18 protein-coding genes and 2 pseudogenes are annotated in these 23,140 nt (G+C 71.5%); 12 read left to right on the forward strand and 8 right to left on the reverse strand.

Annotated features, from left to right (window positions below; all coding sequences use genetic code 11):
• Positions 1-6 precede the first annotated feature (6 nt).
• Positions 7-373, reverse strand: a pseudogene (locus tag OHA19_RS26090) (type II toxin-antitoxin system RelE/ParE family toxin); the annotation flags it as partial.
• Between the two features lie 240 nt (positions 374-613).
• On the opposite strand from OHA19_RS26090, the gene OHA19_RS26095 reads away from it, so the two are divergent.
• Positions 614-4,369, forward strand: coding sequence for an ABC transporter ATP-binding protein (locus tag OHA19_RS26095; protein WP_405712836.1), 3,756 nt, complete (start codon positions 614-616; stop codon positions 4,367-4,369).
• Positions 4,370-4,390: 21 nt separating this feature from the next.
• On the opposite strand, the gene OHA19_RS26100 is transcribed toward OHA19_RS26095, so the two are convergent.
• A complete protein-coding gene (locus OHA19_RS26100) occupies positions 4,391-4,891 on the reverse strand; it encodes a hypothetical protein (RefSeq protein ID WP_405712834.1) in 501 nt (166 codons plus the stop codon).
• A gap of 269 nt (positions 4,892-5,160) precedes the next feature.
• Here OHA19_RS26100 and OHA19_RS26105 point away from each other — a divergent pair, with 269 nt between their 5' ends.
• Both OHA19_RS26105 and OHA19_RS26110 read left to right on the forward strand, forming a co-directional pair.
• Positions 5,161-5,532 carry a hypothetical protein gene (locus tag OHA19_RS26105; protein WP_405753313.1) on the forward strand — a complete coding sequence of 124 codons (372 nt, stop codon included), beginning with the start codon at positions 5,161-5,163 and terminating at the stop codon, positions 5,530-5,532.
• 98 nt (positions 5,533-5,630) lie between these two features.
• Entirely contained in the window at positions 5,631-7,100 is a 1,470-nt protein-coding gene (locus tag OHA19_RS26110) for a S28 family serine protease (protein ID WP_405712832.1), read from the forward strand.
• Positions 7,101-7,187: 87 nt separating this feature from the next.
• Here the strand turns inward: OHA19_RS26110 and OHA19_RS26115 are convergent, their stop codons facing one another.
• Together OHA19_RS26115 and OHA19_RS26120 are read right to left on the reverse strand one after the other, a co-directional pair.
• A complete protein-coding gene (locus OHA19_RS26115; protein WP_405751832.1) occupies positions 7,188-9,041 on the reverse strand; it encodes a glycoside hydrolase family 3 protein in 1,854 nt (617 codons plus the stop codon).
• Between the two features lie 169 nt (positions 9,042-9,210).
• Positions 9,211-10,119 (reverse strand): LysR family transcriptional regulator, encoded by a 909-nt coding sequence (locus OHA19_RS26120; RefSeq protein WP_405753315.1) that lies wholly within the window; start codon positions 10,117-10,119, stop codon positions 9,211-9,213.
• 123 nt (positions 10,120-10,242) lie between these two features.
• Here OHA19_RS26120 and OHA19_RS26125 point away from each other — a divergent pair, with 123 nt between their 5' ends.
• Positions 10,243-11,268 carry an EamA family transporter gene (locus OHA19_RS26125; protein ID WP_405712829.1) on the forward strand — a complete coding sequence of 342 codons (1,026 nt, stop codon included), beginning with the start codon at positions 10,243-10,245 and terminating at the stop codon, positions 11,266-11,268.
• A gap of 7 nt (positions 11,269-11,275) precedes the next feature.
• Here the strand turns inward: OHA19_RS26125 and OHA19_RS26130 are convergent, their stop codons facing one another.
• The 3 genes from OHA19_RS26130 to OHA19_RS26140 all read right to left on the reverse strand — a co-directional run bounded on the left by OHA19_RS26130 (position 11,276) and on the right by OHA19_RS26140 (position 13,878).
• The gene (locus OHA19_RS26130) at positions 11,276-11,782 is read right to left on the reverse strand and encodes a type II toxin-antitoxin system Phd/YefM family antitoxin (protein ID WP_405751835.1); all 507 of its coding nucleotides are present in this window, start codon (positions 11,780-11,782) and stop codon (positions 11,276-11,278) included.
• Between the two features lie 118 nt (positions 11,783-11,900).
• Entirely contained in the window at positions 11,901-12,692 is a 792-nt protein-coding gene (locus OHA19_RS26135) for a sugar phosphate isomerase/epimerase family protein (RefSeq protein ID WP_405712825.1), read from the reverse strand.
• Positions 12,693-12,774: 82 nt separating this feature from the next.
• A complete protein-coding gene (locus OHA19_RS26140; RefSeq protein ID WP_405712823.1) occupies positions 12,775-13,878 on the reverse strand; it encodes a LacI family DNA-binding transcriptional regulator in 1,104 nt (367 codons plus the stop codon).
• A 109-nt stretch (positions 13,879-13,987) separates the two neighbouring features.
• Here OHA19_RS26140 and OHA19_RS26145 point away from each other — a divergent pair, with 109 nt between their 5' ends.
• From OHA19_RS26145 to OHA19_RS26175, 7 genes are all read left to right on the forward strand, one after another.
• Positions 13,988-15,139, forward strand: a complete 1,152-nt coding sequence (locus tag OHA19_RS26145) for a Gfo/Idh/MocA family protein (protein WP_405712822.1) — start codon at positions 13,988-13,990, stop codon at positions 15,137-15,139.
• A 38-nt stretch (positions 15,140-15,177) separates the two neighbouring features.
• The gene (locus tag OHA19_RS26150; RefSeq protein WP_405712820.1) at positions 15,178-16,320 is read left to right on the forward strand and encodes a dihydrodipicolinate synthase family protein; all 1,143 of its coding nucleotides are present in this window, start codon (positions 15,178-15,180) and stop codon (positions 16,318-16,320) included.
• Positions 16,317-17,144 (forward strand): sugar phosphate isomerase/epimerase family protein, encoded by an 828-nt coding sequence (locus OHA19_RS26155; RefSeq protein WP_405712818.1) that lies wholly within the window; start codon positions 16,317-16,319, stop codon positions 17,142-17,144. The genes OHA19_RS26150 and OHA19_RS26155 overlap by 4 nt, the downstream gene beginning before the upstream one ends.
• Positions 17,145-17,788: 644 nt before the next feature.
• Positions 17,789-18,322 carry a hypothetical protein gene (locus tag OHA19_RS26160; RefSeq protein ID WP_405751838.1) on the forward strand — a complete coding sequence of 178 codons (534 nt, stop codon included), beginning with the start codon at positions 17,789-17,791 and terminating at the stop codon, positions 18,320-18,322.
• 134 nt (positions 18,323-18,456) lie between these two features.
• Positions 18,457-19,299 carry a DUF4097 family beta strand repeat-containing protein gene (locus OHA19_RS26165; protein ID WP_405712815.1) on the forward strand — a complete coding sequence of 281 codons (843 nt, stop codon included), beginning with the start codon at positions 18,457-18,459 and terminating at the stop codon, positions 19,297-19,299.
• Between the two features lie 72 nt (positions 19,300-19,371).
• Positions 19,372-20,358: an ATP-binding cassette domain-containing protein gene (locus OHA19_RS26170; RefSeq protein ID WP_405721477.1), complete on the forward strand. Its 987-nt coding sequence runs from the start codon at positions 19,372-19,374 to the stop codon at positions 20,356-20,358.
• Complete coding sequence (locus OHA19_RS26175) at positions 20,355-21,143, forward strand: ABC transporter permease (protein WP_405751840.1); 789 nt, start codon at positions 20,355-20,357, stop codon at positions 21,141-21,143. Before OHA19_RS26170 ends, OHA19_RS26175 begins: the two co-directional genes overlap by 4 nt.
• A gap of 127 nt (positions 21,144-21,270) precedes the next feature.
• Here the strand turns inward: OHA19_RS26175 and OHA19_RS26180 are convergent, their stop codons facing one another.
• Complete coding sequence (locus tag OHA19_RS26180) at positions 21,271-21,669, reverse strand: winged helix-turn-helix transcriptional regulator (protein ID WP_405751843.1); 399 nt, start codon at positions 21,667-21,669, stop codon at positions 21,271-21,273.
• Between the two features lie 94 nt (positions 21,670-21,763).
• On the opposite strand from OHA19_RS26180, the pseudogene OHA19_RS26185 reads away from it, so the two are divergent.
• Positions 21,764-22,963 (forward strand): annotated as a pseudogene (locus tag OHA19_RS26185) (IS4 family transposase); the annotation flags it as partial.
• Positions 22,964-23,140: the final 177 nt, after the last annotated feature.

Here is a 23,140-nt window from a genome sequence, read left to right on the forward strand (position 1 = left end):
TCCTTCCTGGACGTCGCGGGTGAACACGTCATGTACCGGTTTGTGTTCCGCTTCGCAGATGGCCTTCGCCCGCCTGGCACGGACGACCTCGGCATTCTCGCGCTGCCGCGTCTTGCGGAAGACGGCCAGCAGCACGATGCGGCGTTCGGGCGCCAGCCAGTACGAGATCCGTACGGCTTCGCGGCTGCGCCCCAGATCGAACCGCAACTCCCGCACACCGTCGCCCAGGTGTCGTGAGTGCGGCTCGCTCAGCGTGGTCGCGCTCCGCGCAAGCCGGCCGACGGCGTGCTCCGTGCGTTCAGTCGGCCGTGGAGAGGTTGGTCAGCCACAGACGGACCTCCGGCTCGATCTCGACGATGAAAAGATCATCCATGCAAAGCAACGTATATACAGAGCAGCGTATGTCACGCTTGAGGTGCCAATGAAGTCAGCAGGACGAGTGGGCGGGGCGCGCATGGTTGACGCAGTCGGTCGCGGGCCGGTCCTACGCCGACCGTCGCACCCCCCTACGCCAATAGCCCCGTCTTCGGCCCCGTCTTTGTGACAGCGGGATGAAATCCGCTGCCCACCGCGTTGGTGCCTTCCGGTAGACCAGGTCGAACGGGAGGCACCGGTGACGGACGCAGGGGACGTACAGGGCGCGGCGCAGACCCCGGGGTGGGCCCGGCGGCTGTGCGGGTACGCATGGCGCTACCGGCGCAATGTGCTGCTGGCGCTCGGCTCGTCGCTCGCGGGCATGGCGGTGATGGCCCTCGTCCCGCTGATCACCAAGGTGATCATCGACGACGTCGTGGTCGGCCACACCCGGTCCCTCGCCGTCTGGACCGGGCTCCTCATAGCCGCCGCCGCGCTCGTGTACATAGCCACGTACATCCGCCGGTACTACGGCGGCCGGCTCGCCCTCGACGTGCAGCACGATCTCCGTACCGAGATGTACGGGACGATCACCCGGCTCGACGGGAAGCGGCAGGACGAGCTGTCCACCGGCCAGGTCGTCGGCCGCGCCACCAGCGACCTCCAGCTGATCCAGGGGCTCCTGTTCATGCTCCCGATGACCATCGGGAACGTGCTGCTCTTCCTCATCTCCCTGGTGATCATGGCGTGGCTCTCGCCGCTGCTCACCCTGGTCGCCATCGCCGTGGCCCCCGCCCTCTGGTTCATCGCCCGCCGCTCCCGCAACCGGCTCTTCCCCGCCACCTGGTACGCCCAGGGGCAGGCCGCCGCGGTCGCCGGAGTGGTCGACGGGGCCGTCTCCGGGGTCCGGGTCGTCAAGGGGTTCGGGCAGGAGGAGCAGGAGACCGGCAAGCTGCGCGAGGTGGGGCGGAAGCTGTTCGCCGGGCGGCTGCGGACCATCCGGCTGAACTCGCGCTACACCCCCGCCCTCCAGGCGGTCCCCGCGCTCGGCCAGGTCGCGATGCTGGCCCTCGGCGGCTGGCTCGCCACTCGGGGCGAGATCACCCTCGGTACGTTCGTGGCGTTCTCCACCTATCTCGCCCAGCTCGTCGGACCGGTCCGGATGCTCGCCATGGTCCTCACCGTCGGACAGCAGGCCAGGGCCGGTGTCGAGCGCGTACTCGAACTGATCGACACCGAGCCGACCATGAAGGACGGCACCAAGGACCTCCCGGCGGACGCCCCCGCGAGCGTCGAGTTCGACGACGTACGGTTCGGCTACGACGCCGAGCGCCCCGTCCTCGACGGGTTCTCGCTGACCATCGAGCCCGGCGAGACCGTCGCCGTCGTCGGCGCGTCCGGCAGCGGCAAGTCCACCGTCTCGCTGCTGCTGCCCCGCTTCTACGACGTGACGCACGGCGCCGTACTGGTCGGCGGCCACGACGTCCGCGAACTGACCCACGAGTCGCTGCGCGCCGCCATCGGTCTCGTACCGGAGGACAGCTTCCTGTTCTCCGACACCGTCCGCGCCAACATCGCCTACGGATTCCCGGACGCCACCCAGGAGCAGATCGAGGAGGCGGCCCGCGCCGCCCAGGCCGACCGCTTCATCGCGGAGCTGCCCGAGGGCTACGACACCAAGGTCGGTGAGCACGGGCTCACCCTCTCCGGCGGCCAGCGCCAGCGCGTCGCACTCGCCCGCGCCATCCTCGCCGACCCCCGGCTGCTCCTCCTCGACGACGCCACCTCCGCCGTCGACGCCCGCGTCGAGCACGAGATCCACGAGGCGCTGCGCCAGGTGATGGCCGGGCGGACCACCCTGCTGATCGCCCACCGCCGCTCCACCCTCGGCCTCGCCGACCGGATCGCCGTCCTGGAGCACGGCCGGCTCGCCGACATCGGCACCCACGAGGAGCTGGAGCGCCGTTCCCCGCTCTACCGGCGGCTGCTCACCGACCCGGACGAGCTGGGCGGCACCTCGCCCGGACACCTGCCGGCGGCCGCCGCGGCCGACACCACCCCCGAGGACGAGCGCGCGCTCCAGGAGGAGCTGGACGCCGAGTTCGACGCCGAGCGCGGTATCAGCCCCCACCTGTGGGTCCGCAAGGAGGAGCCGCGCGACACCGGCGCGGCCGGCATGCCCGCCACCCCCGAACTGCTCGCCCAGGTCGAGGCCCTGCCGCCCGCCACCGACACCCCCGACATCGACGAGGCACGGGCCGTTGCCGCCGAGGACGCGTACGGGCTGCGCAGGCTGCTGCGCGGCTTCGGGCTGCCGCTGCTGGTGAGCCTGGCGCTGGTCGCGGTCGACGCGGGCGCCGGTCTGCTGCTGCCGGTGCTGATCCGGCACGGCATCGACCAGGGCGTCTCGCAGCTCGCGCTCGGCGCGGTCTGGGCGGCGTCCGCGCTGGCCCTGGTGGTCGTCCTCGTGCAGTGGGCCGCCCAGATCGGCGAGACCCGGATGACCGGCCGCACCGGCGAACGGGTGCTGTACTCACTGCGGCTGAAGATCTTCGCGCAGCTCCAGCGGCTCGGCCTGGACTACTACGAGCGCGAGCTGACCGGCCGGATCATGACCCGGATGACGACGGACGTGGACGCGCTGTCGACGTTCCTGCAGACCGGTCTGGTCACCGCCTTCGTCTCCGTCGTCACCTTCTTCGGCATCATGGTCGCGCTGCTGGTCCTCGACGTACAGCTGGCCCTCGTGGTCTTCGCGACGCTGCCGCTGCTCGTCGTCGGCACGTTCTTCTTCCGCCGCAAGAGCGTCAAGGCGTACGAGCTGGCCCGTGAGCGGATCAGCGTCGTCAACGCCGACCTCCAGGAGTCCGTCTCCGGGCTGCGGATCGTGCAGGCGTTCCGCCGCGAGCACGACGGCACCCGGCGGTTCGCGGAGCGCAGCGACCACTACCGCGAGGCCCGGGTCCGGGGCCAGTGGCTGATATCGGTCTACTTCCCGTTCGTGCAGCTGCTGTCGTCGGTGGCCGCGGCCGCCGTCCTGATCGTCGGCGCGGGCCGGGTCGACAACGGCACGCTCACCACCGGTGCGCTGGTCGCGTACCTGCTCTACATCGATCTGTTCTTCGCCCCGGTGCAGCAGCTCTCCCAGGTCTTCGACGGCTACCAGCAGGCCACCGTCTCGCTCGGCCGCATCCAGGAGCTGCTGCGCGAGCCGACCTCCACCGACACCGCGGACGAACCGCTGGACGTGCTGTCGCTGCGCGGCGAGATCGCCTTCGAGGGCGTGTCCTTCGCGTACGGCGCCGACGACGACGCCGAGGAGGCCCTCGTCGGGGTCGACCTGCGGATACCGGCCGGCCAGACGGTCGCGTTCGTCGGCGAGACCGGCGCGGGCAAGTCCACCCTCGTCAAGCTCGTCGCCCGGTTCTACGACCCCACGGGCGGCCGGGTCACGGCGGACGGCACCGATCTGCGCAGCCTGGACCTCACCGCGTACCGGCACCGGCTCGGTGTCGTACCGCAGGAGGCGTACCTCTTCGCCGGTACGGTCCGCGACGCCATCGCCTACGGGCGGCCCGAGGCCACCGACGCGGAGGTGGAGGCGGCGGCGCGGGCGGTCGGCGCCCACGACATGATCGCCACCCTGGACGGCGGCTATCTGCACGAGGTCGCCGAACGGGGCCGCAACCTCTCGGCCGGCCAGCGCCAGCTGATCGCGCTCGCCCGCGCCGAACTCGTCGACCCGGACGTCCTGCTGCTCGACGAGGCGACCGCCTCGCTGGACCTGGCCAGCGAGGCCCTGGTCAACCAGGCGACCGACCGGCTCACCGGCCGCCGCACCACCCTGGTCGTCGCCCACCGGCTGACCACGGCCGCCCGCGCCGACCGGGTCGTGGTGATGGACCACGGCCGGGTCGTCGAGGACGGCACGCACGACGAACTCCTGGCCAGGGAAGGGCACTACGCCGTGCTGTGGCGCACGTTCATCGGGGAGGACGAGCCCGCCGGGGTGTGAGCGGCGGGCCCGCCCGCCGGGTCACTGGCCGATGCCGGAGATCTTTCCGGTCCGCAGGTCCGAACGGACGGTCAGGTACGAGTACGTGGGGTGCTTGCCGCCGCTCCAGGTGAGCCGCACCGTCGACCAGGTGTGGCCGGCGGCGCTGTCGCCCGGGGTGACCCGGAAGGCGAGCGGGGTGTTCTGGGCGCGGAGCACACCGTCCGCGTGGTTGCGCTGCTCCCAGGTGCCGAGCCGGTCGCGCAGCTGGGGGGTCAGGTAGAAGGTCCGCAGGGCGGTGGCGAGCCTGCCGCCGTCCTCGGCCGTGACGGCGTCGATGTAGGCGCCGTAGAAGTGGGCGACCTGCTGGTACGCGGGGGCGCCGATGTCGCTGCGTGCCGGGGCCGCCGCGGTCACCGGGGCCTGCGGGGCCGCCGCCGCTGCCGGGACCACGGCGGCGGCGGTGAGGAGAGCGGAGGCGAGCAGGGTCCGGCCGATGAGGCGTCGGCCGCGGGGGCCCTGTGCGGTGCGGAGCTGAAGCATGACAGTTCCTGCCTTTCGTATGGCTCTGTCCTGTTGGAGCCATGCTGTGGCGATTCGGTTGCCCGGGGACCGGAGCGCGCCGTACGCAACCTCCGGATGGCCTCCTGCGTCGTACGCATGTATGCGTATACGCGCACAGGGGCGTAAGTGTTCGACTGATGGTGGAGTTGCTGGTGGTCAGAGGGACGCGTAAGTCCGGGAAGGTCGAGCTGCCCGACGAGGGCGGCGGCGGAGGGGAAAGCCGAAGCGGGCGTCGTACCGGCCGCCGGATGCTGGTGTGCTCGGTGGTCCTGCCGCTGGTGACCGCCCTCGGCCTGGTGCTCGGCGGTCCCTCGGCCGGCCGCGCCGACGCGGCGTCGGTCTGTGCCGGACGTCCCGCGAAGACGGTCGCGTTCAAGACCGGGGAGCTGCGCGTCTACAAGAACCGTTCCTACGCCTGCGCGACGGCGGTGGCCAAGAAGTCGGGTCCGCGCCGCACCATGTCCGTCACGCTCCAGGCGCGCGGCGGCAGCCCCGTCGTCGACCGGGGCCGGTACACCAAGCAGGCCGGTCCGGTGACGGTCCATGCGCTGAACCGGTGCGTCAGGGCCTCGGCCACCATCTCGGGTAAGTCGGGCTCCACGGGCTGGATTCTCTGCTGACCGGCCCGGGCCCGGGGCACGAGGTGCCGACCGGGTCTGGCGGCACGGGTGTTGCCCGGCTAGGTTCACGGCGAATGTTGTGACTCCTGGGAGGGCGTATGCGCAAGGCGTTCAGAGGGTTCCTGTCGCTCGCGGTGCTCATCGGCACGGTGGGCGTGACGGGTGCCTCGGCCGGGGCGGCCACCGCCGCGGAACCGGCCACGGTCCGGACCGGACCCGCCGCGGACAACGGCACCGGCACGGACATCAAGGACCGCATCCTGGCCATTCCGGGGATGAGCCTCATCGAGGAGAAGCCCTACGCGGGCTACCGCTACTTCGTCCTCAACTACAGCCAGCCGGTCGACCACCGGCACCCGTCCAAGGGCACCTTCCAGCAGCGCATCACCGTGCTGCACAAGGACACCTCCCGCCCGACGGTCTTCTCCACCAGCGGATACAACGTCTCCACGAACCCCGGCCGCGCCGAGCCGACCCGGATCGTCGACGGCAACCAGGTCTCCCTGGAGTACCGCTTCTTCACCCCGTCCCGCCCGGCGCCCGCCGACTGGTCCGAGCTCGACATCTGGCAGGCCGCCAGCGACCAGCACCGCGTCTTCACCGCGCTGAAGGCCATCTACACCGAGAAGTGGCTGGCCACCGGCGCCTCCAAGGGCGGCATGACGGCCACCTACTTCGAGCGCTTCTACCCCAGGGACATGGACGGCGTCGTCGCCTACGTCGCGCCCAACGACGTGGTGGACAAGGAGGATTCGGCCTACGACCGGTTCTTCGACAACGTCGGCACCAAGGAGTGCCGCGACAGGCTGAACGGCGTCCAGCGCGAAGCGCTGGTCCGCCGCGAGCCGCTGGAGAAGAAGTACCAGGAGTACGCCGCCGCGAACGGCTACACCTTCGACACCACCGGCTCGCTCGACAAGGCGTACGAGGCCGTCGTCATGGACTACGTCTGGGCGTACTGGCAGTACAGCCTGGAGTCCGACTGCGACACCGTCCCGGCCGACGCCGGGTCCGCCACCGACCAGGTGATCTGGGACTCCATCGACTCGATCTCCGGCTTCTCCACGTACACCGACCAGAGCCTGGAGCGGTACACCCCGTACTACTACCAGGCGGGCACCCAGCTCGGTTCGCCCGACATCCGCCAGCCGTGGGTCGGCGGTCTCAGCCGGTACGGGTACCAGCCGCCGCGCACCTTCGTGCCGCGCTCCATCCCGATGAAGTTCCAGCCCTCGGTGATGCGCGACGTCGACAACTGGGTGAAGCACCACGCCGACCGGATGCTGTACGTGTACGGCGAGAACGACCCGTGGGGCGCGGAGCGCTTCCGGGTCGGCGCGGGCTCCCGTGACAGCTACGTCATGACCGAGCCCGGCGGCAACCACGGTGCCAGCGTGGCCAAGCTCGCCGAGAACGACAGCGCGAAGGCCACCGCGGCGATCCTGCGCTGGGCGGGCGTCGCCCCGGCCGCGGTGCGGGACGACCCGGCGAAGGCGAAGCCGCTCGCGAAGTTCGACGCGCGGCTCGACAGGCAGGACGTGATGAACGAGCGCCAACTGCGGCGGTAACGGTTCCGCGGGCAGGTTCCGTGATCAGGTTCCGTGAGCAGGGGGAGGGGCTGTGCGCGCGGCGCACAGCCCCTCCGCGCTTTCCGGCTAGTACGTCAGCCCGTAACCGACCGGGTGCAACACCTTCGACGGGTCGTCCGCGCGCTGCACCGGGACCGGCAGGGTGCCCTGCGGTTCGGCCCGGCCCGCGATCACCCGGGCGGCGGCCCGCAGTTCGACATCGGTCCAGGAGTACGTGGCCAGGTTCGCGGCGAACCCGGTCCCGGCCAGCTGGGCGATGTCGTACGGATTGCGGATCGCCACCGTGATCACCGGGACGCCGGTCGCCGCCAGCGCGCTCACCAGGGTGCGCTGCGAGCTGGTCGCCGAGACGTTGTACGTCGCCACGACCACCGCGTCCTTGCCCTGCGCGGCGGCCACCGCCTCGGCGGTCTTCGCCGCGGTGGGTGCGGTGCCGGTGGACAGCGCGGTCGCCGCGTACCCCAGTTCGCCGAAGGCGGTGGCCAGGGTGGTGGTCGGCGGTCCGGTGGTGCCGGACGGGGAGGCGGGATCGGCGCCGACCACGAGCAGGTTGCGGTGGGAGCGCCGGGAGAGCGGCAGCACCGCGCCTTCGTTGGCGAGCAGCGTGGTGGTGCGCTCGGCGATCCGGTCGGCGGCGGCGAGGTGGGACCGGGTGCCCACGGTGCGGTCCACCCCCGCGCGGCTGACGAACGGGTCGTCGAACAGTCCGAGCTTCGTCTTCAGCCGCAGGATGCGCAGGATCGATTCGTCAATCCGGGCCTCGCTGATCTCGCCGCTCTTCACGGCCTCCAGCACGGCGTTCCAGGAGACGCTCAGGTCCGGCGGGTTGAGCAGCTGGTCGACGCCGGCCCGGAGGGCGAGGACCGGCACGCGCTCGTCGCCGTACTTCGTCCGCACCCCCTCCATGCCGAGCGAGTCGGTCACCACGACACCGTCGTAGCCCAGCTCCTCGCGCAGGATGCCGGTGAGGATCGGGCGGGACAGTGTCGCCGGGTCCTCGGCCGGGTCCAGGGCCGGGACCACGATGTGCGCGGTCATGATCGAGTCGATGCCCGCGGCGATCGCGGCCCGGAACGGCGGCTCGTCCAGCTCCGCCCACTGCTCCCGGGTGTGGGTGATGACGGGCAGTCCGGTGTGGCTGTCGGTGCTGGTGTCGCCGTGGCCCGGGAAGTGCTTGGCCGTCGAGGCGATCCCGCTGCTCTGGTACCCCTTCACCTGCGCGGCGACCATGGCGGCCACGGACTGCGGGTCGGAGCCGAAGGAGCGTACGCCGATCACCGGGTTGGCCGGGTTGACGTTGACGTCGGCGTCCGGGGCGTAGTTCTGGTTGATGCCGATCGCGGCCAGTTCGGCGCCCGCGATCTGCCCGGCCCGGCGGGCGTCGGAGCGCGAACCGCCCGCGCCCAGCGCCATCGCGCCCGGCATCAGGGTGGCGGGCTCGCCGACCCGGCAGACGATGCCGTGCTCCTGGTCGGTGGAGACGAGGAGCGGCAGGGGAGTGGGGCCGGCGAGACCGGCGCGCTGGATGCCGTTGGAGAGTTCGGCGATCTGGTGCGGGTCGCGGGTGTTGTGCGCCCAGGTGAAGTAGATGATCCCGCCGACGTGGTACCTGTCGATCATCTCGGCGGCGGTGCGGACCCCGATCTCGGCCATGTTGGCGTCGATGTCGGCCTGGTCGGGGTCGGTGGCGGAGTGCCCGTACACCCGCATCACGAAGAGCTGCCCGACCTTCTCCTCCAGGGACATCCCGGAGATGATCCGCTTGAGGCGCTTGGTCGTGGCGGCTGAATGGTGCTGTCCGCTGCTCGCGGACCGCTGGGCGGCGAGCGCGCCGGGGGCGAGGACCGCGCCCGTGACGGCGGCTACGGCCGTCGCGGCGGTGGCGGTGAGGAGGGTGCGTCTGGAGGTGCGGTGGTGCACGTGAGCTCCTTCGGCCGTACTCGGGGACGAGAGGTGGCGAGAATCGTGAAAGAAACTTCCAAGGAGCACGGATATCCAGAAAATAACTTCCGGTCAAGGGTCCGGACCGATTTGAGCCCGTGCGGCGTGGCACCGGACGCACTCCCCTCCCGGAAGTCGGAGGCCGTCCTCAGCTCAGCCCCACCGCGGCCCCGTGGGCCCGCAGCGCGGACACCGCCGCCGTGATCGCGGGCCGCCGGGCCGCCTCCGTACGCCACAGCGCGTACAACCGTCGCACCGGCACGGGATCCAGCCGCACCGCCACCACCCCCGGCGGCAGCTGCCCGCGCCCCAGGCGCGGGATCATCGCGACGCCGAGGCCGGCGGCGAGCAGGGCCAGCTGGGTGTGGTTCTCCTCCGCCTGGTGCCGGATGTCCGGCTCGCAGCCCGCCGCCCGCAACGTCCGTACGAGCCAGTCGTGGCAGACCGTCCCCGGCGGCTGGCAGATCCACCGTTCCTTCGCCAGCTCCTCGCGCCGCACCGCGTCCCGCCCGGCGAGGCGATGCCCCTCGGGCACCAGCAGATCGCAGCGGTCGTCGCCGATCACCGCCTGCGCCACGCCCTCGGGGGCGGGCAGCGGTGCGATGTCCCAGTCGTGCGCGACCGCCAGATCGATCACGCCCTTGGCCACCAGGTCGACCGAGAGATGCGGATCGACCTCGGTCATCCGGACCTCCAGCGCCGGGTGCTCCCGGTCCAGCCCGGCCAGCACCCCGGGCAGCAGTCCGCGCGCCGCGGACGCGAACGCGCCGATCGACAGCCGCCCGGTCGGCAGCCCCCTGCGCTCCTCCAGCGTCGTCTCGGCGCGCTCCACGATCGCCAGCAACTGCTGGGCCGTCGCGGCCAGATGGAGCGCCTCCTCGGTCAGCGCGACACCGCGGCCGCGCCGTTCCAGCAGTGTGGTGCGGGTCTCCCGCTCCAGCTTGGTGATCTGCTGCGAGACCGCCGACGGGGTGTAGCCGAGCGCGGCGGCGGCGCCCGCGACGGAGCCGTGGACGGAGACGGCGTGCAGGGCGCGCAGCCGGGCCAGATCGAGCACCAGAACCTCCCGGACTCGGTGATTCACGAGTTGATCAGTCGCATGATTCATTAGCGATACTCAATTTCACCATGAAGGAATCCGCGCTGGTGCTACATGGTCGGTGCGGGTGATCCTCGGTGCATGCGTCCCCTCCACATCGCCCTGGCCGCCCTGGTGGCCGCCGTCTGGGGTGTCAATTTCGTCGTCATCGAGGTCGGCCTCGGGCACTTCCCGCCGCTGCTCTTCTCGGCCCTGCGCTTCCTGGTCGCCGCGCTGCCCGCGGTCTTCCTCGTCGGCCGGCCCAAGGTCGCCTGGAAGTGGATCGTGGGCGTCGGGCTGGTCCTCGGGGTGGCGAAGTTCGGCCTGCTCTTCATCGGCATGGACCGGGGGATGCCCGCCGGTCTCTCCTCCCTCGTGCTCCAGGTCCAAGCGGTCTTCACCGCCCTCTTCGCCGCCGTCGCCCTGGGCGAACGCCCGGGAAAGGTACGGGTGCTGGGGATGGGGGTGGCGCTCGCGGGCATCGGGGTCGCCGCGGTCGACGAAGGGGCGGGCGGGCCCGTGCTCGCCTTCGTCCTGGTGATCGCGGCGGCGGCCTGCTGGGGCGTGTCCAACGTACTGACCCGCAAGGCCGCCCCGCCCGACTCGCTCAACTTCATGGTGTGGGTCTCGACGGTGCCCGTGCTCCCGCTGCTCGGTCTCTCGCTCCTCTTCGAGGGCTGGGACCGCGACGCCAAGGCGCTGGCCGCGCTGGACTGGAGCGGTGCCGGGATCATCGTCTACGTCGCCTGGATCACCACCGTCTTCGGCTTCGGCGCCTGGGGCTTCCTGCTGCGCCACCACCCGGCCTCCTCGGTGGCCCCGTTCACCCTGCTCGTCCCGGTCTTCGGGATGTCCTCGGCCGCGCTGCTGCTGGGCGAGTCGGTGAGCCCGCTGCGGTGGTGCGCGGCGGCGCTGCTGGTCGGCGGGGTCGCCCTGACCTCGCTGGCGGGGGCGCGGCGGCCGCGGCTGACGACGGTGGCGGGGCCGGAGGCCGACCCCGACGCGGATACGGGCACCACTGGTACGGCTGGCACGGGCGGCTCCGGCGCGGGCGACCCTGGCGTGAGCGACCCCGGTGTGGGCGCCACCGACTCGGGCGATCCTCAGCCGGTGGCGACCGGCCGGTAGCGCGGGTTCACAGCTCGCCGGCCGGTGGCTGTCGCGCCAGGAACTCCTCGAATGCCGCTGCCTGCTTGGGGCTCATGTACCCCTGGCGCGCATGCATGGCTCTGTTCTCGAGCCACTCCACCTCGCCGGCGTCCAACTGCACGGCCACCACCGCCCCGCCCCGGGCGAAGCTCACCCGCCTGCCGTCGGCGCGCACGTACCGGGTGCAGGAGCCGTACTCCTGCGGGTCGGCCAACGGCTCGACCCGAAGCCGGCCGATGTCCCACATCGCCTCGTCCGGTCCCTCTTCCTCGTCCTCACCCTGCGATATCGGTCCGGGCACGGGGCAGTCGGCGCGGGCCCAGTGCTCCAGCTCAGCCACCCTCCCCGCCGGGAACAGCACACTCACCGGCACGCCGTTCTCGGTGAGTACGACGCGTTCGCCGGTGGATTCGACCAGCGAGACGAGGCGCTCGTAGTCGATGGGGTCCGGGGCGTACTGGCGCTCGACAACGATCTTCACGGCATCATCCATGGGCCCGGACAGTACCGGGAGGGGCTGACAGGGGCGGACAAGTCGCCGACGCCACATGCTCTTTGACCGGACGGCCCCCGGAGTGCGAGGGGCTGCCGCCCCTGCGAGGCGCAGGGGGCTACCGCCCGGGCGTCGCGCCCAGCCGCAGCAGGTGCTCCCGTCCGGCGTCCAGCAGCCCCGGCAGCTCCGCCGCGGCCGGGTGCCAGCGCTTCTCGTACTCCCAGCAGACCCAGCTGTCCGGGTCCAGCGTGTCCAGGCAGGCGCCCAGCGGCAGCACCCCGGCCCCCAGCGCCAACGGCTCGGTGTCCTCGGCCGACGCGATGTCCTTCACCTGTACGTATCCCAGGTGCGGGGCCAGCACCGCCTGGCTCGCGGCCGGCTCCTCGCCCGCCAGCCAGGTGTGCATGATGTCCCACAGCGCGCCCACCTGCCGGTGCCCGACCGTCCCGACGACCCGGGCGACGTCGGCGCCGCCCCGGTGCGAGTCATGGGTCTCCAGCAGGATGCGTACGCCCTTGTCGGCGGCGTGCTCGGCGGCGGCGGCCAGCCGCCGGGCAGCGTTCGCGTCGGCCTCGGCGGCGGGCAGGCCTCCGCCGCCCGGGAAGACCCGGACGTTCTGCGCACCCAGGTCGTGCGCCAGGTCCACCAGCCCGGCGAGCTCCTCCAGCACCGGCGCGTCGTCGCCCTCGGCGGCGGCCCGGACGTATCCGGCGACGGTCAGGATCTCGACGTCGCCCTCCTTGAACTCCTGGACCACGGCGGCCCGTTCGTCCGCCGTGATGCCCGGGTGCACCGGCTCCTCGGGGTGGGCGCGCAGCTCCACCCCCTGGTAGCCGTGCCCGGCGGCGAGCCGGACGACATCGGCGACCGGCATCCCCGGCACTCCGAGGGTCGAGAAAGCGAGCTTCACGTGCGTGTCCTTTCGTCAGTACGTGCCACCGCACCGGCATGCGGTGTTCCCGGACAGGCCCCAACCGTACGATCTCGCGCGGTCATCCCCGCGGCGGCGCCGTCGACCCCCGCACCATCAGCTCCGCCCCGATCGTGGCGATGCCCCCGGGTGGCGGTGTCTCCTTGCCCATCGCGAGGCGGCCCGCCCGCGCGCCCGCCTCGAAGAGCGGCAGCCGTACGGTCGTCAGCGCCGGGACCGCGTCCACCGAGAACGGCAGGTCGTCGAAGCCCGCCACCGAGATGTCCTCGGGGATGCGCAGCCCCCGGTCCCGGACCGCCGCGCTCGCGCCCAGCGCCACCGTGTCGTTGGCGGCGACGATCGCCGTCACCTCCGGTTCGCGGCGCAGGAGTTCGAGGGTGGCTTCGTAGCCGGAGCGGCGGTCGTAGGGGCCGTGGACGGTGAGGCGTTCCGCGTCGTACCCGACGGCGGGGCGCGCCCCGGTGCCCGTACCGTCGCCGACGAGCCCCGCCGCCCGCATCGCGTCGCGGTGGCCCTCCAGCCGGTGGCGGGTCGTCGTCCGCTCCGGCGGGCCCGCGACGTAGCCGATCCGCCGGTGGCCGAGCGAGAGCAGGTGCTCGGTGAGGCGGCGGCCGCCGCCCCGGTTGTCGAAGGCGAGGGCGGCCACGACCGCCTCGCCGTCCGGAAGCGGGGGCCGCCCGCACAGCACCACCCGGGTGCCCGCGTCCGCCAGCTTGGCCAGCTTGGCGGAGACCGCGGCCTGGTGCACCGGGTCCTCCACGGCGCCGCCGGTCAGGATGACGGCCGCGGCGCGCTGGCGCTGGAGCAGGGTGAGATAGGTGAGTTCGCGCTCGGGCGAGCCGCCGGTGTTGCAGACCACCGCGAGCTTCTCGCCGCCCGCCCGGCCCGAGCCGTCCCCCGGCCCGCCGATCTCGGTCTGTGCCGCGCCCGCCATGATCCCGAAGAACGGGTCCGCGATGTCGTTGACCAGGATGCCGACCAGGTCGGAGGTGGCCGCCGCGAGCGAGCTGGCCGGCCCGTTGAGCACATAGTCCAGGTCGTCCACCGCGCGCAGGACCCGTTCGCGGGTGGACGCGGCCACCGGGTAGTTGCCGTTCAGCACGCGGGAGACGGTGGCCGGCGACACCCGGGCGCGAGCCGCCACATCCGCCAGGGTGACTGTCATCGCTTTCCTCCGAGGGTTTTGGGCCGGGCCCTCTTGTCCGGGCCGCTGTCGGCAGGCTAGCGTCATCCTGGATAGAAAGCGCTTGCTACGGTTGTATGGAGGAAGTTTCGTGACACGCAGGACAGTGCGCATCGCCATGAACGGCGTCACGGGTCGCATGGGCTACCGGCAGCACCTGGTGCGCTCGATCCTCGCGATCCGCGAGCAGGGCGGCCTGGACCTCGGCGACGGGGACGTGCTGTGGCCCGAGCCCGTGCTGGTCGGCCGCCGCGCCCACGCGCTGGAGGAGCTCGCCGCGCAGCACGGCCTGACCGAGTGGTCGACCGATCTCGACGCGGTCCTCGCCGACGACACCATCGACATCTACTTCGACGCCCAGGTCACCTCGGCCCGGGTGGACGCGATCAAGAAGGCGATCGCCGCGGGCAAGCACATCTACACCGAGAAGCCCACCGCCACGGACGTCGAGGGCGCCCTGGAGCTGGCCAGGCTGGCCGGCGAGGCCGGAATCAAGCACGGCGTCGTCCAGGACAAGATCTTCCTGCCGGGTCTGCTGAAGCTGAAGCGCCTCATCGACGGCGGCTTCTTCGGCGAGATCCTCTCCGTGCGCGGCGAGTTCGGCTACTGGGTCTTCGAGGGCGACTGGCAGGAGGCCCAGCGCCCCTCCTGGAACTACCGCGCGCAGGACGGCGGCGGCATCGTCGTCGACATGTTCCCGCACTGGGAGTACGTGCTCCACGAGCTGTTCGGCCGGGTCTCCACCGTCCAGGCGCACGTCCAGACGCACATCCCCGAGCGCTGGGACGAGCAGGGCAAGCCCTACGCCGCCACCGCCGACGACGCCGCGTACGGCATCTTCCAGCTGGAGAGCGGCGCGGTCGCGCAGATCAACTCCTCCTGGACCGTCCGCGTCAACCGCGACGAGCTCGTCGAGTTCCAGGTCGACGGTACGCACGGTTCCGCCGTCGCCGGCCTGCGCAACTGCCGCGTCCAGCACCGCTCGGCCACCCCCAAGCCGGTCTGGAACCCCGACCTCCCGGTCACCGAGTCCTTCCGCGACCAGTGGCAGGAAGTCCCCGACAACGCGGTCTTCGACAACGGCTTCAAGGCCCAGTGGGAGCTCTTCCTGCGCCACATCGTCCTCGACGAGCCGTACGCCTGGGACCTGATGGCCGGCGCCCGCGGCGTGCAGCTCGCCGAGCTGGGCCTGAAGTCCCACGCCGAGGGCCGCCGTCTCGACGTACCGGAGCTGTCGCTGTGACGAGCCACCCCACGCACGGTGCATCGGAGCTGATCTGAGTGACCATCCACCTCCCGCAGGGTCCGTACGAACCCCGCACCACCCCGCTCGACCTGGCCCCCGGCGGCAGCCCGCTCGCCTCGCGCACGGTCTTCTCCGCCGCCCATGTCGTCGCCGACCCGTACGCCGACATCAGCCCCGACTCGCCGGCCGCCGTCGACTGGGACGCCACCCTCGCCTTCCGCCGCCACCTCTGGTCGCACGGCCTCGGCGTCGCCGAGGCGATGGACACCGCCCAGCGCGGCATGGGCCTGGACTGGGCCGGAGCAGCCGAACTGATCCGCCGCTCCGCCGCCGAGGCCAAGGCGGTCGGCGGCCGCATCGCCTGCGGCGTCGGCACCGACCAGCTCACCGGCCCCGCCGGCCTCGCCGAGGTGCGCGCCGCGTACGAGGAGCAGCTCGCGCTCGTCGAGGAGAGCGGCGCCCAGGCCATCCTGATGGCCTCCCGCGCGCTCGCCGCGGCGGCGAAGGGGCCCGAGGACTACCTGGAGACGTACGGGCACCTGCTCCGCCAGGCGTCCGAGCCGGTCGTCCTGCACTGGCTGGGGCCGATGTTCGACCCCGCGCTGGACGGCTACTGGGGCTCCTCGGACCTCGACACCGCCACCGACACGTTCCTGAAGGTCATCGCGGAACACCCGGACAAGGTCGACGGCATCAAGATCTCGCTCCTGGACGCCGAGCGCGAGATCGACGTCCGCCGCCGCCTCCCCGGCGGGGTGCGCTGCTACACCGGCGACGACTTCAACTACCCCGAGCTGATCGCGGGCGACGACCGGGGCTTCAGCCACGCCCTGCTCGGCATCTTCGACCCGCTGGGCCCGCTGGCCGCCCACGCGGTACGGGTCCTCGACACGGGCGACACCCAGGGCTTCCGCGACCTCCTCGACCCCACGGTCGAGCTGTCCCGGCACCTCTTCCAGGCGCCCACCCGCTTCTACAAGACGGGCGTGGTCTTCCTCGCCTGGCTGGCCGGCCACCAGGACCACTTCACGATGGTCGGCGGTCTCCAGTCCTCCCGCTCGCTGCCGCACCTGGCGAAGGCGTACGAACTCGCGGACCGGCTCGGCCTGTTCCCCGACCCGGAGCTGGCCGAATCCCGGATGCGCGCCCTGCTCGCGGTCAACGGAGGCACCCGATGAGCGACGGCCGTCTCTCCATCAACCAGGAGACCATCAAGCAGTGGTCGCTGCCCGAACTGGCCGAGGGCTGCGCCAAGGCGGGCATCGACAAGGTCGGCCTGTGGCGGGCCCCCGTCCAGTCGTACGGCATCGAGCGCACCGCGCGACTGCTCGCCGACTCCGGACTCTCCGTCACCAGCCTCTGCCGCGGCGGCTTCTTCACCGCCCTGGACCCGGCGGAGCGGGCCCGCGCCCTGGACGACAACCGCGCCGCGCTCGACGAGGCGGCGGTCCTGTCCACCGACACCCTGGTCCTGGTCTCCGGCGGCCTCCCCGAGGGCAGCAAGGACCTGCACGGCGCCCGCGAGCGCATCGCGGACGCCCTGGCCGAACTGGCCCCGTACGCGGCCGAACGCGGCGTACGCCTGGCCATCGAACCGCTGCACCCGATGTTCGCCTCGGACCGCTGCGTCGTCTCCACGCTCTCCCAGGCGCTGGACATCGCGGAGCGCTTCCCGGCCGACCAGGTCGGTGTCGTCGTCGACACGTACCACATCTGGTGGGACGACCAGGCGGCCGCGCAGATCGCCCGCGCCGGTGCGGGCGGCCGGATCCACTCCTTCCAGCTGGCCGACTGGATCACCCCGCTCCCGGCGGGGGTCCTGGTGGGCCGGGGCCAACTCGGCGACGGGGCGGTGGACTTCCGCGCCTTCCGCTCCCTGGTGGAGGCGACCGGCTTCGACGGCCCGGTCGAGGTGGAGATCTTCAACGAGGCCCTCTGGGCCCGGGACGGCGCCGAAGTCCTCGCCGAGGTCGCCTCCCGGTACGCCGAGCACGCCTGCTGACAAGGTGCTTTTTGCCACTAAGGCAAAGAGATCGTCAAGGCGTGCAACCGTTCGGTACCCCACTGAGTCGTATCTGGCGTCGGGTGCTTCCGGGGAGGGATCTGGGGGGATCGGGAAGCCTCGGCATTGGGGGAAAGCGAGGGGGGTCCGGTCCTGTGACCGGGCCCCGTTTCGTCTTTCCGGGGTTCATTCGCCTTTCCGGGGTTCATCTGCCGGGCACGGTGCCGCACGCATCCCCAGGGGCGCCGGAGCGGCCGCTGCCCGACGCCCGGCCACCTGTCGCCGCGGTCGTCAAGCCGCTGCGGCCGCCGGCCCGTGACCAATGACGGCGAGCTGTGCGCGGCGGCCCGTGCGGTGCACGACGCCATTTCCCGCCCGCGGGCTCCGTCCCTGTCCTGCCTGTCCTGATCCGGCGGATGGGCCGCAGTAGTGCCATGTGGTGCCGCGTGACGCCACATGGCGCCACATGGCGCCACATGGCGCCACCGAAAGTGCCGGAGAGGTCGAGACTCCATATGGCGCCGCATTGATGCAATGTGGCGTCAGTGTATTTCCGCAGTTCAGAGGCTATGAGTCACAGGTGCTCCGCGATTGCTTCCCGTTCGGGGTTGCGGGTGGCGCCACTGTGATGCCACTATGGCGTCATGGACCTCACGCCGTATGTCGACAACCTCCGCCGCGAACTCGCGGTGGCCGCCGAAGCCGGCGGCGAAGAAGCCCGTGAGCTGGCCGAGCGGCTCACCGCTCCGCTGGAGTCGGCGACCCGCCTGACGATGCTCAATGTGCTCTCCGCCGCGATGGACGAGATCACCCGTGAACTCGCCCCCGGATCGGTCGACGTACGACTGCGTGGGCTCGACCCCGACTTCGTGGTGACACGGCCGACGGGCAAGGAGGTGTACGAGGACAGGAGCGGGCCCGCCGAGCCGCTCAGGGCCCCGGCCTCGGCCTCGGCTCCGGCGCCCGCCGACGGCGACGAGGGCGGCACCGCCCGCGTCAACCTGCGCCTGCCCGCCCATCTCAAGGCGCGCGCCGAGGAGGCCGCGGGCCGCGAGGGCCTGTCGGTCAACGCGTGGCTGGTGCGAGCCGTGTCGGCCGCGGTCGACGGTGGCGCGCAGCCCCGTACACCCCAGAAGACCAGCACCACAGGACAGAGCTTCACGGGCTGGGTCCGCTAGGGCCTTTCGTTCGGATCAGGCCGGACCCCGCGAGCCCGGCATGATCCAAACGAAAGTCCCTAGCCGCACCCGCGCCACCCACACCACGTCCCACCTGCGGGGACGCCCCGATGAGTCATGAGGACGGTACAGCCATGCCTTCTTTCGACACTCCCGAACCGATCACGGTCACCGCGCACGTCGGCGCCGGCTCCCTCCGGCTCACCGCGAGCGAGCGCGGCGACACCGCCGTCGAGGTGCGGCCCGCGAGCCCCAAGCGGGACAAGGACGTGCGCGCCGCCGAGCAGACCGAGGTCTCGTACGCGAACGGCGTCCTCACCGTCAGGACGAAGGAGCGCCGCTTCATCGGCCCCGCCGGCGCCGTCGACGTCATGATCGACCTGCCCGTCGGCTCCGGCGTCGACATCACCGGCGCCTGGACCCAGGTGGCCGCCGAGGGCCGGCTCGGCAAGGTCCGGGTGAAGAGCTCGGGCGGCGACATCCGGCTCGACGAGACCGGGCCGGTGCACCTGACCGTCTCCCACGGCTCGATCTCCGTCGACCGGGTCGAGGGCGCGGCCGAGATCACCACCAGTTCCGGCAGCCTGCGCGTCGGCACGGTCGACGGACCCGCCGTCCTGAAGAACTCGCACGGCAGCACGACCGTCGGCGCCGTCGTCGGCGACCTGCGGGCGAACGGCGCCTACGGCGACATCGACATCCTGTGCGCCGAGGCCTCGGTCACCGCCACCACCGCCCACGGCGCCCTGCGCGTCGCCGAAGTGGCCTCAGGCACTGTCCAGTTGGAGACCTCCTACGGCGCCATCGACATCGGCGTCCGCCGGGGCACCGCCGCCTGGCTCGACGTCGGCGCCGAGCGCGGGCAGGTGCACAACACGATCGCCGACTCGGCGCCGCCGACCGAGACGGAGCGGACCGTGCAGGTCCGCGCCCGCACCCGCTGGGGCAACATCGACATCCGCCGAGCCAAGGCCTGAGAACCAGCAACTCCCGTACCACGTCCCTCATTTCACTTCTCGAGCCCGGAGGGCTCCATGTCTTCATCTGTCATGCCCACGTCCACGCGCAAGGCCGTCGACGCCCCCGCCGTCTCCACCGTCGGGCTGCGCAAGTCGTACGGCGACAAGACCGTCCTCGACGGCATCGACCTGCGCATCCCGGCCGGATCCGTGTTCGCGCTGCTCGGCCCGAACGGTGCCGGGAAGACGACGACCGTGCAGATCCTGTCCACACTCATCTCCGCCGACGGCGGACAGGCCCAGGTCGCGGGCCACGACGTCGCAGGCTCCCCGGACGGGGTGCGCGCCGCGATCGGCGTCACCGGACAGTTCGCCGCGCTCGACGACCTGCTCACCGCCGAGGAGAACCTGCTCCTCATGGCCGATCTGCTGCGCCTCGGCAAGCGCGAAGGGCGCAGGCGGGCCGAGGAGTTGCTGGAGCGGTTCGACATCGCGGACGTCGCCAAGAACCGTGCCGCGACCTTCTCCGGCGGCATGCGGCGCCGTCTCGACCTCGCGATGACGCTGGTCGGCGACCCGAAAGTGATCTTCCTGGACGAGCCGACGACCGGGCTCGACCCGCGCAGCCGCCGCACGATGTGGGACACGGTGCGCGCGCTGGTCGCCGGGGGCGTCACCGTCTTCCTCACCACGCAGTACCTGGACGAGGCCGACCAGTTGGCGGACCGGATCGCGGTGCTCGACGGCGGCCGGATCGTCGCCGAGGGCACCGCCGACGAGCTCAAGGCACAGATCCCCGGCAGCCATGTACGGCTGCGGTTCGACGCCGTCGATGAGTACGAGCGCGCGGCGGCCGCCTTCCCCGGCGCGGCCCGCGACGACGAGAACCTCTCCCTGCGCGTGGCGAGCGACGCCGGCATGGAGGCGCTGCGCACCCTGTTCGACCAGCTGGACACGGCCGGAGTGCGGGCCGCCGACTTCTCCGTTCACACCCCTGACCTCGACGACGTGTTCCTCGCCCTGACCGGCGACGGCACCGACGCCACTCCGCTCCACGTCAAGGAGACCCTGCGATGAGCACCCTCACGTACGCCGTGAACGACTCGATGACGATGCTGCGGCGCAACATCAAGCACGCGCTGCGCTACCCGGCCGTCTCGCTCGGCCCGGCCATGATGCCCATCCTGATGCTGCTGCTCTTCGTGTACGCCTTCGGGGACTCGATCGGCGCCGGTCTGCCGGGCTCCGGCGGCCGGGACGCGTATCTGGAGTATCTGACGCCAGGCGTCATCATCATGGGCGTGGCCGCCGGGGCCATGTCGACCTCGATCGCGGTCTGCCAGGACATGACCGAGGGCATCATCAACCGCTTCCGCACCATGAACATCACGCGCTCGTCGTTCATGACGGGCCATGTGATCGGCTCCGTCATCACCACGGTGGTGAGCCTGGTCCTGGTGGTGGGTGTGGCCCTCGCGCTCGGCTTCCGCCCTGACGCGAACCCGCTGGAGTGGCTGGCCGCGGCCGGGCTGACCGCGGCCATCGCGTTCGCCGTGGCCTGGCTGTCGGCGGCGCTCGGCCTGATCTCCAAGACGGTCGAGTCCGCGAGCAACAAGCCGCTGCTCATCCAGTTCCTGCCGTTCCTCGGCTCGGCGTTCGTGCCGGCCGGTTCGATGGCGCCCGGCCTGCGCTGGTTCGCCGAGTACCAGCCGTTCACGCCGATGACCGAGACCCTGCGCGGCCTGCTCACCGGCTCGGCGATCGGCAACAGTGGCTGGATCTCGCTGGCGTGGTGCGCCGGTATCACCCTGATCGGCTACGTCTGGTCACGCTCGCTCTTCAACAGCAGCACCAAGCGCTGAACCCTCGACGCCCACGGGCGGGGTGCTCACCCACCGGCACGGAGCCGGCCGGGAGTGAGCGCCCCGCCCCGTCGGCCGTCGGGCCCCTGTCGTCGAACTGCCGTCTGCCGCGCGGCGGCGGACCCGTTCACCGCACAGCGGACCCGTCGGCCGTCGGCCCGGGGACGAGGTTCTCGTGCGCCTTCCTCGCGTCCATCAGCTCCGGCAGATACTCCGCCGCCCACGCGCAGCAGGCGGCCATCGGTGCGAGCAATGTGCGGCCCAGGGCGCTCAGCTCGTAGTCCACCCGTGGCGGGATTCCGCCTCGGACGGTACGGGTGACGAGGCCGTCCCGCTCCATCGACCGCAGCGTCTCGGTCAGCACCTTCGGCGTGATGCCGCGCAGCGGGACCTCCAGCTCGCTGAAGCGCCTGGGCCCGGACTCCAGGCACCGGATGATCATCGGGGTCCATTTGCCGCCGATCCGGAACGGCGAGGGGGGATGGGAGCAGCCGGTGAACATGTCGGGGTCGAAGGGTTCGCTCACCCGGCGAGCGTACGTAACTATCGTTGCGGAAACCATGGGGTGCGGGTCTAGCGTCAATACCGTTCAGTTAAGTGCTTCTGGGTTATCGTGGGGGATGCCGCGTTCTGGTTGGGTGAAGCCGTCGTCTGATGTCCGGTTGTCGGATTTGGTGTCTGTGGGGTTGCTGACGCGGGTGTTTCCCGCGGATGTGGTTGACGCGGTGATCGAGGAGGCGGGGCGTACCGAGCGGCGTCACCGGTCGTTGCCCGCACGGGTGATGGCGTACTTCTCGATCGGGATGGCGCTGTATTCGGATGGCTCCTACGAGGATGTGTTCGCGCAGCTCACGGACGGGCTGTCGTGGGCGTCGGGGTGGTCGGAGTCGTTCACGCCGCCCTCGAAGTCGGCGATCTTCCAGGCCAGGTCTCGTCTGGGGTTCGAGCCGGTGCGGGATCTCTTCGCTCGGGTTGCGCGTCCGCTGGCGGGGCCTGGCACGCCGGGGTCGTGGCTGGCCGGGCGTCGCCTGGTGGCGATCGACGGGACGTGCCTGGATGTGGCAGACACGGCAGCCAACGCGGAGTTCTTCGGGCGGCCCGCTTCCAGCCGGGGGGAGCGGGCCGCGTTTCCGCAGGCCCGCCTGGTGGCATTGGCGGAATGCGGCACCCATGTGGTCTTCGACGCTGCCACCGGCCCGTGCAGCGTGTCGGAGATCGAGTTGTCCCGGCAGCTCGTCGGGCGGCTGGAGCCGGGCCAGCTGGTCCTGGCAGACCGGGGCTTCTACGGGTTCCGCCTCTGGCAGCAGGCCGCGGCCACGGGTGCGGATCTGCTCTGGCGAGTGAAGACGAACCTGCGGCCCCGGTATCTGGAAACCCTGGCCGATGGGTCCTGGCTGGCCCGGATCGTCCCGACGTCGGGCACGAACCGGGCCACGACGGAGCCGCTCACGGTCAGAGTGATCGACTACACGGTCGATGACGGCCGGGACAACGCCGAGGAGTACCGGCTGTTGACCACGATCCTCGACCCTGCCGAGGCCGGCGCCGAGGACCTCGCAGCCGCCTACGCCCAACGGTGGGAGATCGAGACCACCTTCGACGAGCTGAAAACCCACCAGCGCGGGCCCCGCGCGGTACTGCGCTCGAAAGCCCCCGACCTTGTCCAGCAAGAAATCTGGGGACACCTGTGCTGCCACTACGCCATCCGCACCCTGATGGCCGACACTGCCGCACTCTCCGGCCACGACCCCGACAGAGTTTCCTTCGTCAAAGCCCTCCGCATCGCTCGCCGTTCAGTCGCGCAGAGCGCATTTCCCCCTCCGGGCGCTGACGCAGCCGACGCGATCTGGCATCACGCCATCCGATGGCTCACCCAACACCTCAACCCAACACGCCGAAAACGCTCACACCCCCGAGTCGTCAAACGCAAAGTCCTGAAATGGGCCGCGAAACGCTCCCACCACACACACTGGCCCCAGCCCAAACACAGCCCCCAC

The sequence above is a fragment of the Streptomyces sp. NBC_00012 genome (genome assembly GCF_045040875.1).
In the GTDB taxonomy this organism is placed as follows: domain Bacteria; phylum Actinomycetota; class Actinomycetes; order Streptomycetales; family Streptomycetaceae; genus Streptomyces.